Raw genomic sequence first — 13,012 nt, 5'->3', positions numbered from 1 at the left:
TCCGCGACAACGATGATGGCCCGCTCAGGCGTAGCGGGCCATCATCGCTTCGGCATTGACCTTGCGATCGGCCATGACCTTCTGCACCGTGGGTCGTTCGCCCATGCGCTTCAGATAATCCTTCACCGGCAGATCCGCCAGCACGTCGCGCCCATAGATGATCTTCGTCGCGGACGACACGAGCGGCAGATGGCAGATCGCCGCGCAATCGGCCAGCGTGAACGTATCGCCGGCGATATACGGCGAGAACTTCGCGAGTGCCGCAAAGCCCGGCACATAGCGTTCGAACAGCTTTTGCTGACGCGCCTTGACGTTGTCGCTGACCTTGTTGCCGAAGAATGCCTCCGGGTATAGCTCGCGCGCGGTCAGTTCCAGATAGAGCTCAATAAAGGTCACGAGCTCGCGTACCTTGCAGGCCTGATAGGAATCGGTCGGCAGCAGCGCATGCTGCGGATAGGTGGCTTCGATGTACTCCGCGAGCGTCTCCGATTCGCACAGCGGTCCCGCATCGGTCATCATGTAGGGCACCTTGCCCATCGGCGAGGCCAACTTGTCGGTCTCGCCCACCCATGCCAGTTCTTCCTCGAATGGCAAATTCTTTTCCAGCAACACCAGCTTGACCTTGTTGTAATAGTTGCTGGCGGCGAATCCGCATAGCTTGAGCATGTCTCTCTCCTTATCGTGAATAGGCGGCGCTTCTGCGCGCTCTGTCTGACGCACTTTGGCCGATCAGCGCACGCCACGTACCAAAGTACGGGCCGGCGCCGAGTGCAAAAAACGTACGATCGTGCTAATTTAACCACACCTTTCTGGACGAATCATGAGCAACTTCTCGATCGATACACTCGGCATCGTCGGCACCGGCGCGATGGGCCGTGGCATTGCCCAGATTGCCGCGCAGGCCGGCCTGACCGTCAATCTGTTCGACACCAACCCGCAGGCCGTCGCCGCGGCGCGTCAATATCTTCAGGATACGTTCACCAAATTAGCGGATAAAGGCAAGATCAGTGCCACCGATGCGGAAGCCGCGCTCGCGCGCGTCAATCCGTGCACGGCGCTGGAAGACCTCGCGCCGTGCGACATGGTGCTCGAGGCCATCGTCGAGAAGCTGGACGTGAAGCGCGACCTCGTGGCGAAGCTCGAGGCCATCCTGCGTCCCGACGCGATCATCGCATCGAACACGTCGTCGCTGTCGATTACCGCGATTGCCGTTGGCGCGAAGCATCCCGGCCGCGTGACGGGCTATCACTTCTTCAATCCGGTGCCGCTGATGAAGGTGGTCGAGGTGATCGACGGCCTGTCCGGCGACCCCGCCGTGGGCGATGCGCTGATGACGCTGTCGCGCCGCATGGGCCACACGCCGGTGCGCTGCAAGGATATGCCAGGCTTTATCGTGAACCATGCCGGTCGTGGCATGAATATCGAAGGCCTCAAGGTCGCGCAGGAAGGCGTGGCGTCGTTTGCCGATATCGACAACATCATGCGGGAGCAGGCTGGCTTCCGTATGGGCCCGTTCGAGCTGATGGATCTGACCGGACTCGATGTGTCGCATCCAGTGATGGAGTCGATCTACAACCAGTTCTATCAGGAACCGCGCTATCGTCCGTCGCCGATCACGGCGCTGCGTTCGGTCGGCGGTCTGCTCGGCCGCAAGTCGGGCGGCGGTTTCTACGCGTACGTGGACGGGCAGAAGCAGGTGCCCGCCGCGGTGGCCGTGCCCTCGGCGCGCCCCGCTAGCGTATGGGTCAGCCGCGCGAACGAGCGTGGCCATGCGATGACCTTGAAGCTGCTGACCGCGCTGGGTATCGCGCCGGAAGCCGGCAACGCACCGTCCGCCGATGCGCTGATCGTCGTCACGCCGCTCGGCCTCGACGCCACCTCGGCCGCGCTGATGGAAGGCCTCGATGCCACCCGCACCATCGCCATCGACACGCTGCTGCCGTTCGAAGCGACCAAGCGCCGCACGCTGATGACCACGCCCGCCACGACCGCCGCCGCGCGCGAAGCCGCGCACGGATTGTTCGGCAGCGATGGCGTGCCCGTAACCGTGATTCGCGATTCGGCTGGCTTTGTGGCACAGCGCATCGTCAGCACCATCGTCAATATCGCCAGCGACATCGCGCAACAACGCATTGCCACGCCGACCGATATCGACCTCGCGGTGAACCTGGGCCTCGGGTATCCGAAGGGTCCGCTGGCGCTCGGCGATGCGATTGGCCCCGACGTGATCGTCGAGGTGCTGCGCAACCTCGATCGCCTGACCGGCGACATGCGCTATCGCCCGAGCCCGTGGCTGTGGCGCCGCGCGGGCCTTGGCCTGTCGCTGCTGAGCGAAGAAGCCTGATCTCCGGGCGCCCCGACGAGACACGGGGCGCCCTTTTTGTTTGCGCCCTCCCTTACATCCCTTCACAGCACCGAGTACAGAGGCTGCCATGACTGCCCAACTGCTTTCCGAACGCGTCGATGGGACGCTGATCCTTACCATCTCCAACCCCGAGGCCCGCAACGCACTGCATCCGGACATCTACGCCGCGTCGCACGAAGCGCTCGACGTGGCCGCGCGCGACGACGCGATCCGAGCCGTGATCTTTACCGGTGCCGATGGCGTGTTTTGCGCGGGGGGCAACCTGAACCGGCTGCTCGGCAATCGCGCCAAGCCGCCTTCGGTGCAGGCGGAGAGCATCGAGACGCTGAACCACTGGATCGAAACGCTGCATGCGTTTCCGAAGCCCGTGATTGCCGCGGTCGAGGGCCCCGCCGCGGGCGCCGGCTTCTCGCTCGCGCTCGCGTGCGATTTCGTGGTGGCGGCGAGCGACGCGAAGTTCGTGATGGCGTACGTCAAGGTGGGCCTGACGCCCGATGGTGGTGGCTCGTACGAGCTGGCGCGCATGCTGCCGCGCCAGCTTGCGAGCGAATTCATGATGGAAGGCAAACCCATCGATCCCGCGCGGCTGGCGCAGTTCGGCATCGTCAATCGCGTGGTACCGCCGGGGCAGGCGCTCGTGGAAGCGACACGTCTGGCCGAAGGCCTCGCGAAGGAATCGCCGAATGCGATTCGCGGCATCAAGGCGCTGATCAATCATGCCGGCAGCGCCACGTTGACGGAACACCTGACCGCGGAGCGCGACAGCTTTGTCTCCGCGCTGCATCACGCCGACGCGGGTGAAGGCATCGGCGCGTTTCTCGAGAAGCGCAAGCCGAAGTACCGGTAACGCCATCACCCAATCGGGAACGGCCGGCTCGGGACAAACACAAGACTTACGGAGACACCATGAGCAGCAACGTTTCGCAATTTGAGGGCACGCGGCCGGTGGCCGATCAGCAGCGCTTCGACGTCGATGCGCTCGAGGCCTGGATGCGCACGCATGTGGAAGGTTTTGCCGGACCGCTGACGGTGGAGCAGTTCAAGGGCGGGCAGTCGAATCCCACCTTCAAGCTGCTCACGCCGGGGCAGACCTACGTGATGCGCGCCAAGCCCGGTCCGCGCGAGAAGCTGCTGCCGTCGGCACATGCGATCGAGCGCGAGTATCGCGTCATGGCGGCGCTGGCCGGCACCGATGTGCCGGTGGCACGCATGTTCGCGCTGTGCGAGGACGAATCGGTCATCGGCCGCGCGTTCTACATCATGGAGTTCGTCGCGGGCCGCGTGCTGTGGGATCAGTCGCTACCCGATATGTCGCGCGCCGAGCGGGCCGCGATCTATGACGAGATGAACCGCGTCATCGCGGCGCTGCATAGCGCGGATTACCGCGCGATCGGCCTGGCCGATTACGGCAAGCCCGGCAATTACTTCCAACGGCAGATCGAGCGCTGGACCAAGCAGTACAAGCTGTCGGAGACCGAGTCGATTCCCGCGATGGACAATCTGATGGCGTGGTTGCCCTCGCATATTCCGGCCGATGCCGATGCGCTCACGAGCATCGTGCATGGCGACTACCGGCTCGACAACCTGATGTTCCACCCTACCGAGCCGCGCGTGCTGGCGGTGCTGGACTGGGAGTTGTCCACGCTGGGGCATCCGATGGCGGATTTCGGCTATCACTGCATGAGCTGGCATATCGCGCCCGGGCAGTTTCGCGGCATTGCGGGGCTCGATCATGCGGGACTGGGGATTCCCGACGAAGCGACATACCGACGCCTGTACGAGCAACGGACCGGGCGACCGATTACCGGTGACTGGAATTTTTACCTTGCGTTCAGCATGTTCCGCATTGCCGGGATCCTGCAGGGGATCATGAAGCGGGTGGTGGATGGCACGGCGTCATCGGCACAGGCCACCGACGCGGGCAAGCGGGCGCGACCAATGGCGGAGATGGGTTGGGTCTACGCGCAGAAGGCGCAGCAGTAGCCAGCAAATGTCATCAGACAACTGATCAGCCGCATGGGCATCCCCGGATGCCCATTTTCGCTTTATGGATAAGCGTAAATCCCTAATAGACCGGCCCCGGAAACGCGACTACACTCGCGACCAATGTTGTACGACGACTCTTGTCATACGACAACTGATGATAAGCGTTACTGGAGACATACAATGAACGCACGCCGCCGCTTCCTCGGCCAGGCTTCGGGCCTCGCCGCCCTGGGTACGCTTGGCACCTCTGGCCTGATGGTCCCGATGTCCGCCTGGGCCGAAGAGAAATGGCCGACCCGCCCGATCCGCCTGGTCGTGCCCTACCCCGCCGGTGGTTCGTCCGACATCATCGCCCGCTTGATCAGCAAGCAACTCGGCGAAGCGCTTGGCCAGCCGATCGTGGTGGATAACCGCCCCGGCGCCAACGGCAATATCGGCGCCGCGATGGTTGCGCAGCAAGGCTCCGACAACCACACGCTGCTGCTGTGCGATGTGGGTGCACTGGCCATCAGCCCGTCGGTCTACACCAAGCTGACCTTCAGCCCGGACAAGGACCTCAAGGGCGTGGCGATGCTGGCCTACTCGCCGCACCTGCTGGTCGTGCATCCGAGCGTGCCGGCCAACAACCTCAAGGAACTGGTTGCGCTGTCGCACAAGCAGACGCTGAACTTCGCCGTGACGGCCATCGGCAGCGCGCCGCATCTGGCCGGTGTGGCCGTGCAGCAGGCGACCGGCGCCGCATGGCAATACGTGCCGTACAAGGGTGGCGCGCAAGCGATTGCCGATACCGTCGGCGGTACCGCACAGGTGCTGATGAACGGCATGCTGGCCACGCTGCCGCAGGTGCAGGCTGGCAAGCTCAAGCTGCTGGCCGTATCGAAGAAGACGCGCATGCCGCTGGTCGGTCAGGTGCCGACCATCGCCGAGCAAGGCGTGGCGAACTTCGAATCGGGTACGTGGCAAGGCGTGATGGCACCGAAGGGCATGCCCGATGCGATCGTCGCGCGCCTGAGCGCCGAGCTCATCCGCATCATCCGCACGCCCGAGATTCGCGCGCAGCTCGCGGGTCAGGGCGCGGAAGTGGTGACGATGACGCCGCCGGAAACCAACAAGTGGTTTGTGACTGAAGAGAAGCGCTGGGCTGAAGTGGTGAAGTCCTCGGGCGTGAAGCTGGATGCCTGAAGTTGATGGCCTCGGGCGGCATGCCTGAGGCATCGATTGTTCTCTGCCGTATTGATTTAACCGTCGTCTGACGGGCAGCCGAAACCGCGCCGCATGTAGCTGAACAAGATAGCGGGACGGCTGTGGTCTGGGGGGTCTGTTGAGGCGAGGGCAGCGATGCTGCCCGCGCCGTTCTGTTTTTAATCCGCCAGCGCCACACCCTCACGGCGCGGGTCCGCGCCGCCGGCCCAGACCGGCTTGCCGTCACGCGTCTTGCGCATGATGGCCTGCGTGCCGCTGGTCATCTCGATCTCCGCCACCTGATGGCCACGCTGACGCAGTGCTTCGGCCAACTGCGGCGACACCAGTCCCTTCTCGAGCTCCGTCGGCCCATTGCGGCTGCCGAAGTTGCCCATGCCTACCGCGCTCTGCACGTCCATGTTCCAGTCGAGCAGGCCGACGACCGTCTTCGACACGTACTCGATGATCTGCGAGCCGCCGGGCGAGCCGAGCGTGGCGACCAGACGGCCGCTCTGGCGATCGAATACGAGCGTCGGTGCCATCGACGAGCGCGGGCGCTTGCCGGGCTGCACACGGTTGGCCACGGGCTTGCCGTTTTCGCTCGGCGTGAACGAGAAGTCGGTCAGCTCGTTGTTGAGCATAAAGCCGCGCACCATGATGTGCGAACCGAAATACGATTCGATCGTGGTGGTCATCGAGATCGCACCGCCGCGATCGTCCACTGCGACGATCTGCGAGGTGGAGATGCGCGGCGGCGAGCGGTCCGGTGCGAACGCCACTTTGGTGCCCGCTGGCACGCCCGGTTGCGCCTTGCCCATGCTCTTGTCACCGATCAGCGCGGCGCGCTCGGCCAGATAGGCCGGGCTGACGAGGCCGGCCACATCCACCGGCACGAAGTCCGCGTCGGCCACGTAGAGGCCGCGATCGGCGTAGGCCAGGCGATCGGCCTCGGAGATCGCGTGCACCGCGAGCGGGTCCGCTTCGAGCAGCGCGGGCGTATTGACCTGACGCGGCTGGAGGCTCGCGAGCGCATAGCGCGGGTCACGCTTCTCGAGCGCTTCGAGCGTGCCGAGGATCTGCGCGATGGCGATGCCGCCCGACGACGGCGGCGGCATGCCGCACACCTTCCATTGCTTGTAGTCGGTGCACACGGGCTTGCGCTCGACGGCCTTGTATTGCATCAGGTCCTTGGCCGAGAGGCTGCCCGGATTCGGATGGCCGTTGACCTTGGTGACGATCTCCTGCGCGATCTGGCCGGTGTAGAGCGCGTTCGGCCCGCGCCGCGCGATATCGCGCAGTGTCTGCGCGAGTTGCGGGTTCTTGATCATCGTGCCAACCGGCTTGGCCTTGCCTTGGGCATCGAGGAAGTAAGCCGTCATTTCCGGCGAGCCGCCCATGAACTTGTCCGCGGCCACCTGCGTGTAGAGCCGTTGCGACATCGGGAAGCCGCTGTCGGCCAGCGTGATCGCGCGCTGGAACAGGCGCGCCCATGGCAGGCGACCATGCTGGCGGTGCGCCATCTCGAGCGCGCGCAGCACGCCGGGCGTGCCGACCGAGCGGCCGCCGATCTGCCCTTCGGAAAACTCCATCGGCTTGCCGTCGGGGCGCATAAACAGGTTTTCGGTGGCGCCGGCTGGCGCGGTTTCGCGGCCATCGAAGGCCTGCACGCGCTTGCCGTCCCAATACATGATGAACGCGCCGCCGCCGATGCCGGTGGCCTGCGGTTCGACCAGTGTGAGCACGGCCTGCATCGCGATGGCCGCATCGATCGCGGAGCCGCCGGCACGCAGGATTTCGCGCCCTGCTTCGGTGGCCAACGGGTTGGCCGCTGCGGCCATATGGCGCTGGCCGTATGTGGTGGTCATCCCCGGGCGATAGCCCGAAGCGACCTCGGGCGCGGCCGGCAGCGCAGCTGCGGGAGCTGCGGCTGGCGCGGTGCTCGGGGCGGCAGTCTGCGCGGCGCTACCGTCGGCAGCTTTGTCGGTCGTACCGCAGGCGCCAAGCGCCGCGACGATGGCTAGCGCAAGTGTCGCGCGCCAGAGGATGTTATTGGAGTTCTTGCTCTCGTTTGACGCGTCGGACATGCCAGCTCTCCTGGGGGGAAGAATGTTGGCGATTGTAGCGGCTTGGGCGGCTAGTGGCGGCTTAGTTCAAGCAGGCGTCTGGACGGTGAGCCCACACCTCGGCCAATGTCTTGGTCCGAAGGCGATTCCGCATATCCCTGTTTCCACCCCCATGCCTCGACGCAATGATCACGCGCCAATCGGCATTCCCGGACCGCGCGTCCCGACTTGGGGCCATCTCCACTACATCATCTCTCACAAACATTTGCTGCCGACATCCGCGCATCACTGGCCTCATTTGCTTGGCAGCTGCCGCCACTGAGGCGATTCGAGTGCGTCAATCGTACAAACAGCAGAGAGATTCACAGAACTACGGACGGTAACCATAGACACTCTTCATGGAATCCGGATAGCCGAGGAATTCATCGAGCAACGCAAGATTATGCAACACTGCATCGGTAGTAGCGTCCATTTTGAAACGCTCGCTGGCTTCATAAGACCAAAAATCCGCAGGCCCGAAATAATGCGGACCAATTGCTAATGACAAAGCTCCCAGCCAAATTTTCCTGTCTTTCCCAATTTCATATCGAATGACATGTTTCCTGTCCACCAAGAAATGCGTATAAATACCACCATCCTCCGTATACCCATGAAGAAAACGAATCGCACTTCTTCCACCATTTCTCTCATAAAACCCCTTCACTGCGTCGTTCAGAGCATTAATGCTATCCACGTCATTTTTTAATTGCATACTCCGCATCTCCTTTGGTCTCAGCGTACTTGGTCAGCAACGTCCGGAGAGCGCGCATCGCCTCATGTAGCCTTCTGATATCGCCCATGGCCTTCCTCAACTCGATGCGAAAGCGTTCCGGTCACAGACGCTCTATAGCTCTTCGGAGTAGCGAACCCCACGACCATCGCGGGCGGCATAAATTGCTTCGTATTGAAAGGTCAGCATCCAAGAACTGATTTCGGTACGAAGTCTGTTTCTTGGTGACGTCGGCGCAACGCCCTCGACACGAGAGGTGAGTGTGCGACGTGCCGTTTGAGCGTGCTATGACCGTCCAAGTGCTACATTAACGAAACCTTCGGGGCCAGCAATAAATGTTGTATCCACTCCTCCAGGGCGAAGGACGATTCCGGTCGGTGGCAACGTGAACAGCAAACAGTCAAAGAAACTTCAGAAGAGATGCTTCCGCACGCGTTATTGCTCTCCAACTCATTTCACTCCCCGTACCGCAATACGACCTACGTTTACGTTGCCATCAGATCCTATGAAGCCAACGAAATCGACAGTTTTGCCACTCATAAACATCCGACCCGAAATGGGAGTCATTCTCTCATCAACCCCCAGACTTTCATTTTTTCACTCGCCCACGATTTTCATAATTTCGCCACGAAAATCTTCCGTGGAGTCTACGGATACGATGGCATCCATGTAATCATCAACGTCATCACTCAACCAGCTTTGACCCTGCCGCTTGAGATGAATTTTCGTCACAACACTGAGATCGTCGGCCGAAATAATAGCTGTCAATACACCTGATTCCCGCCACGAATTAAAAATTGTTCGCACAAATTCGACAGCCTGCGCCAATGGTGAATTCGACACCAAGTCCTCGACATGAATTGAATTGACAAAGCACTCAAAGCCAGTGGCGTCGGGAAAATCATTCCTACTAAAATTTCCTATTTTTCCTATCGTGAAATTTAGAATATAACAATCTTCGACAGCAACAAAGCCGCTACGTGCAATCACGTCCAGACTCTCATCCAGATGAGATTCAACGTATTCATTTGCCAACATTTCACGCATGTTGTCGTTCAACTTCATTTTTTCTCTCCGAGATACTTGGTCATTGCTTTCTGAATAGCATCATTAAACCTAGGGTCGTCAAGGAGTTTGTTCACTGAACGTGGCGCATCCGGAAAACTATTTGTGTTGGGATCATAGAGATATTTCGTTCCCGCATTGTCCTGATAATGAATCTGACCGGGCCTTTGACCTGGGTTTGGGTTTTCCACGTCAATCCTCTCGCTACCCTCACCTTTCCATAACGTTTTGCTCGCCACTTTGGGTCCGTTCGCGCCAAGCATATCAACCCCCGAGCCGTTTCCCGGGTTATCGGTGTTTGCCTTGCCGCCATCCTTGGTAGCAAAGATGCCATTAGCTGAACCGAGGGACGGTGGCGCAATGACGCACACACCGGCACCCCCCGGTCCCGAGACGCAGGCTTGCACAGGCGGGAATGCTGGGCTTGCGCCCGTCGGAGGAGTATTGGGACCACCGGGACCGTCCAATTCATTCGGATTGATATAAGTCGGTTGTGGCCCATACTGAAGTACCTTCTTAACGTCATAACCGAGATCGGCGAGGCCATCGTGAATGACAACCTGCCCCTGTACCAGGGATTGGATTAGGCCTAGGACACCGCCTGCGGTCTCGCATTTTTCCGTACCTTGGCATGTGGAGGAACGGTTAAAGCGGTCTTCGTTTGCCGCAGTTGCCGCACCGGAACCGCCACCAATCAAGCTTCCTAGCCCCCCGGCCACAAGATTAGCTAGGGTATTACCCAACGCCCGATCTACGTCGGCATCGCCCGTTATACCCATAGCGGCATTGCTAAGGCTGTTGAGCTGCGGCGCAATCCCCGCAGCAATTCCGGCCCCGGCCCCGCCCGCGAGTGCACTGCCGCCACCCAGTCCTGCGACCATCGCTCCGCCGGCCGCGTGCAGTGCAATGCGATATGCCCCTCCTTCACCCCATCCCGCGACATCGGATGCGGCAGAATCGCGGGAAGCCTTGTTTACTTCCGAGGGATCGGCATCGAACCTTTCCTGTGCTTTGGCAAGGACCTTATCTGCTTCGGCTTTCTTCGAATTGGCTAGCTCTCCAATCGATTTGGCCACCGCCTCCCCGGCCGCCTGCGCCGCCGCCATCATGTCGGCCTGCTTGCCCAGAACGTTGTTCAGGTCGGGGCCCTTACCGACCGTGGTGTTGGTATTCGCGGTGTCTCGATTGAGCGCGGCGATGTCCTGATTCTGGCTGGCCTGATCGGTGATCGTGATCGTACCGGCGGCGATGCCTGACTGCGCCACACCGTGCTGACTACCGCTTTCGTGTTGCGGGATCATGGGGCTGACGCCGCCGGTGTTCTTGCCTGAGGTCGGGCCGCTAGTCTTGTCCTCGACCTTCTGGCCGAACGTCAGGCCGCCGGTGACGCCCATTGACGTGCTGCTGTAGTCGGACTTGTTCTCGATGTCGCTCCAGCTCAGCGTGCCGGTCGTCAACTGGTTCCTGTCTTCGGTCGCCGTGCTGGCGATGATCGCGCCCTTGAGGTCGGTGTTGCCCTTCACGTTGATGTCGAAGCCGCCGTCGCCGGCGAGGATGCCGGACTGCTCGGTGACGTTGGCGTAGCTGCTGTCAGCCTTGCCTTTCGACGCCGAGAACGAGCCGCTGGCGCCGCCGCCCTGGCTGATGCTCAGGCCCCCGCCTGCGCTCTTTTGTTCGGCGTGGCTTTCTTCTGTGTCCTGGCGGCTCGCGAGGTTCAGGTTGCCGCCGATGTCGGCGGAGACTTTGCCGCCGCTGACCACACCACCGAGGATGTTCGTATCGTTGCCGGATACGATCGTCACCGATTCGCTGCCGGTGACGTGGCTGTTCACCTGTGTGGTGCCAACGGTGTCGCTATTGCCCTTGCTCATCTGGCCGGATACCGAGACACCCCAGCCCTGCGCGCCGTAGGACACGCCGATGCTGCCGCTGCTGGACTTGTTGGTAGTGTGGTTTTCGTAGGTGTCTGTGGCCGAGACGATATTGACGTCGCCCTTGGCACCCGCCCGCAAGAGGATAAATCCGCACCTCCGCGCTGGATATAGCAAAGCGGCCATTTCTTCGCATTCGAGGTGACCTTCATCATTAGATGTAAATATTATTAATATCAGATTTAAACGTGTCGGCAACGCAGCGCTTTATATAGTCGCGCCGCCCGTGCAGCGCGCGCGGATCACAACGTAAAGAAATGTTCGCGGGCTGGACCCTTGCCCGATCGACCCCTACCATCGTCCGGTTTTTGTCTTACCGGGGATACATTTTCGATGCGCCGCTCCACCTCGCCGATTTCACGCAATACCCTTCTTGCCCTGCCGCTTGCTGTCAGCGCGGCTGTTCTGCTGGCCGCCTGCGGCGGTGGTGGTGACGACGCCGGCACCGCGCCGACGGCTGCTGCGCTCACCGCCAACCCCGGCACGGGCACCGGCAGCAGCGGTTCGCAGGCCTCGAACGCTGGGCCTGGCAACACAAATCCGACGACGACCGCGCGCGCGTGCTACACCGTGACCGGCAATGCCACCGCGCCAGTGACTGGCGCCATTGGTGTGCTGCCCGCGCGCGGCACTGGCGTGGCGGGTTATCGCGTGCTTGACGACGCGCGCAGCGCGGGGCTTTGCTATGCCAACTATCGCCGTGAACAGGTTGGCTTGCCGCCGTTGACGGCGCGCGATGCGTTGGGGACGTCCGCGCAGAACCATACGGCGTATATGCTCGCCAACCAGACGCTTACGCACGACGAGACGTCGGGCGCGCCGGGCTTTACGGGTGCCACCGCCGATGGGCGGATTCAGGCGGTGTATCCGACCAACGCCACGGCGGAAGTGGTGGCGACCGGTAATCGCTGGACTTCGGTGGCGGGCGCCAATCTGTCGATGTCGCCGAAGGACGCGCTGGTCGTCGATCTGATCAACGCGCCGTTTCACCGCGCGGCATTGCTCGGAAGCTATGGCTCGGCCGGCAGTGGCTTTGCCGAGAGCGTTGGCGTTGGTAGCAATGGCGGGACTTCCGCGAGCTACTTTCAGACCATCGATCTCGCCGATGCGAGCAAGGGTGGCGCGGACAATCTGATGGTCGCGTATCCGTACGACGGTCAGACCGATGTGCCGGCCAGCTGGGTCAACAACGAAAGCCCGAATCCGGCGCCGGCTTATGCGGGGCAGACCATTGGGTATCCGGTCACGCTGCAGGCGATCAATACCTCGCTGGCGTTCAATGCGGATACGTTCACGATTACCGATGCGCAGGGGCGCAATGTGAGTTGCGCGAAGGTGGATGCGCGCACGTCAGGCATGTCGAGCGCGGCGCGGGGGCTGGCGATGTGTACGCCGGTGGCACCACTGACTAGCGGTACGCGTTACAACGTGACGGTGACGGGGACGTTGGGTGGGCAAGGGGTGAATCTGAGCTGGTCGTTCACGACGCTGTAGCGCTGAGTAGACGCGGGCGCCCTCACCCCCGGCCCCTCTCCCCGAGGGAGAGGGGAGAAAACAATAGGTAATTTAACTTTCACCCTCTCCCCCGCCCCTCTCCCTCAAGGGAGAGGGGAGCAAACCGTTGGCGTGCGGCGGCTTTCCCTCAAGGGCG

9 protein-coding genes and 1 pseudogene are annotated in these 13,012 nt (G+C 61.8%); 5 read left to right on the top strand and 5 right to left on the bottom strand.

Annotated elements, in window-relative coordinates; translation table 11 throughout:
• Positions 1 to 24: 24 nt before the first annotated feature.
• Positions 25 to 666, bottom strand: coding sequence for a glutathione S-transferase (locus LDO41_RS18240; protein WP_223990745.1), 642 nt, complete (start codon positions 664 to 666; stop codon positions 25 to 27).
• A 154-nt stretch (positions 667 to 820) separates the two neighbouring features.
• Here LDO41_RS18240 and LDO41_RS18235 point away from each other — a divergent pair, with 154 nt between their 5' ends.
• The 4 genes from LDO41_RS18235 to LDO41_RS18220 all read left to right on the top strand — a co-directional run bounded on the left by LDO41_RS18235 (position 821) and on the right by LDO41_RS18220 (position 5,533).
• Entirely contained in the window at positions 821 to 2,344 is a 1,524-nt protein-coding gene (locus LDO41_RS18235) for a 3-hydroxyacyl-CoA dehydrogenase (RefSeq protein ID WP_223990743.1), read from the top strand.
• A gap of 88 nt (positions 2,345 to 2,432) precedes the next feature.
• Positions 2,433 to 3,212 carry an oxepin-CoA hydrolase, alternative type gene (locus LDO41_RS18230; protein ID WP_223990741.1) on the top strand — a complete coding sequence of 260 codons (780 nt, stop codon included), beginning with the start codon at positions 2,433 to 2,435 and terminating at the stop codon, positions 3,210 to 3,212.
• A 59-nt stretch (positions 3,213 to 3,271) separates the two neighbouring features.
• Positions 3,272 to 4,348 (top strand): phosphotransferase, encoded by a 1,077-nt coding sequence (locus tag LDO41_RS18225; RefSeq protein ID WP_223990739.1) that lies wholly within the window; start codon positions 3,272 to 3,274, stop codon positions 4,346 to 4,348.
• A 183-nt stretch (positions 4,349 to 4,531) separates the two neighbouring features.
• Complete coding sequence (locus LDO41_RS18220; RefSeq protein ID WP_223990737.1) at positions 4,532 to 5,533, top strand: Bug family tripartite tricarboxylate transporter substrate binding protein; 1,002 nt, start codon at positions 4,532 to 4,534, stop codon at positions 5,531 to 5,533.
• Between the two features lie 179 nt (positions 5,534 to 5,712).
• Here LDO41_RS18220 and ggt read toward each other — a convergent pair whose 3' ends face one another.
• From ggt to LDO41_RS18200, 4 genes and pseudogenes are all read right to left on the bottom strand, one after another.
• Positions 5,713 to 7,617, bottom strand: a complete 1,905-nt coding sequence (ggt, locus tag LDO41_RS18215; protein WP_223990735.1) for a gamma-glutamyltransferase — start codon at positions 7,615 to 7,617, stop codon at positions 5,713 to 5,715.
• Between the two features lie 349 nt (positions 7,618 to 7,966).
• Entirely contained in the window at positions 7,967 to 8,347 is a 381-nt protein-coding gene (locus LDO41_RS18210; protein WP_223990733.1) for a hypothetical protein, read from the bottom strand.
• A 615-nt stretch (positions 8,348 to 8,962) separates the two neighbouring features.
• Positions 8,963 to 9,430, bottom strand: coding sequence for a hypothetical protein (locus LDO41_RS18205; protein ID WP_223990731.1), 468 nt, complete (start codon positions 9,428 to 9,430; stop codon positions 8,963 to 8,965).
• Positions 9,427 to 11,433 (bottom strand): annotated as a pseudogene (locus LDO41_RS18200) (hemagglutinin repeat-containing protein); the annotation flags it as partial. The pseudogene LDO41_RS18200 and the gene LDO41_RS18205, both read right to left, overlap by 4 nt.
• A 261-nt stretch (positions 11,434 to 11,694) precedes the next feature.
• Between LDO41_RS18200 and LDO41_RS18195 the strand changes: the two are divergent.
• Entirely contained in the window at positions 11,695 to 12,855 is a 1,161-nt protein-coding gene (locus tag LDO41_RS18195) for a CAP domain-containing protein (protein ID WP_223990729.1), read from the top strand.
• Positions 12,856 to 13,012 lie beyond the last annotated feature (157 nt).

It is taken from the genome of Cupriavidus pampae (assembly GCF_914271485.1).
In the GTDB taxonomy this organism is placed as follows: domain Bacteria; phylum Pseudomonadota; class Gammaproteobacteria; order Burkholderiales; family Burkholderiaceae; genus Cupriavidus; species Cupriavidus pampae.
Note: the sequence above shows the minus strand (reverse complement) of the source record. Positions and strands in the feature narration are given on the sequence as shown.

What these genes read in the sequence shown, in the direction of transcription:
- LDO41_RS18205 (WP_223990731.1), bottom strand. Translation starts at nt 9,430, where the DNA reads ATGAAGTTGAACGACAACATGCGTGAAATGTTGGCAAATGAATACGTT.
- LDO41_RS18230 (WP_223990741.1), top strand. Translation starts at nt 2,433, where the DNA reads ATGACTGCCCAACTGCTTTCCGAACGCGTCGATGGGACGCTGATCCTT.
- LDO41_RS18240 (WP_223990745.1), bottom strand. Translation starts at nt 666, where the DNA reads ATGCTCAAGCTATGCGGATTCGCCGCCAGCAACTATTACAACAAGGTC.
- LDO41_RS18225 (WP_223990739.1), top strand. Translation starts at nt 3,272, where the DNA reads ATGAGCAGCAACGTTTCGCAATTTGAGGGCACGCGGCCGGTGGCCGAT.
- LDO41_RS18220 (WP_223990737.1), top strand. Translation starts at nt 4,532, where the DNA reads ATGAACGCACGCCGCCGCTTCCTCGGCCAGGCTTCGGGCCTCGCCGCC.
- LDO41_RS18235 (WP_223990743.1), top strand. Translation starts at nt 821, where the DNA reads ATGAGCAACTTCTCGATCGATACACTCGGCATCGTCGGCACCGGCGCG.
- LDO41_RS18210 (WP_223990733.1), bottom strand. Translation starts at nt 8,347, where the DNA reads ATGCAATTAAAAAATGACGTGGATAGCATTAATGCTCTGAACGACGCA.
- ggt (WP_223990735.1), bottom strand. Translation starts at nt 7,617, where the DNA reads ATGTCCGACGCGTCAAACGAGAGCAAGAACTCCAATAACATCCTCTGG.
- LDO41_RS18195 (WP_223990729.1), top strand. Translation starts at nt 11,695, where the DNA reads ATGCGCCGCTCCACCTCGCCGATTTCACGCAATACCCTTCTTGCCCTG.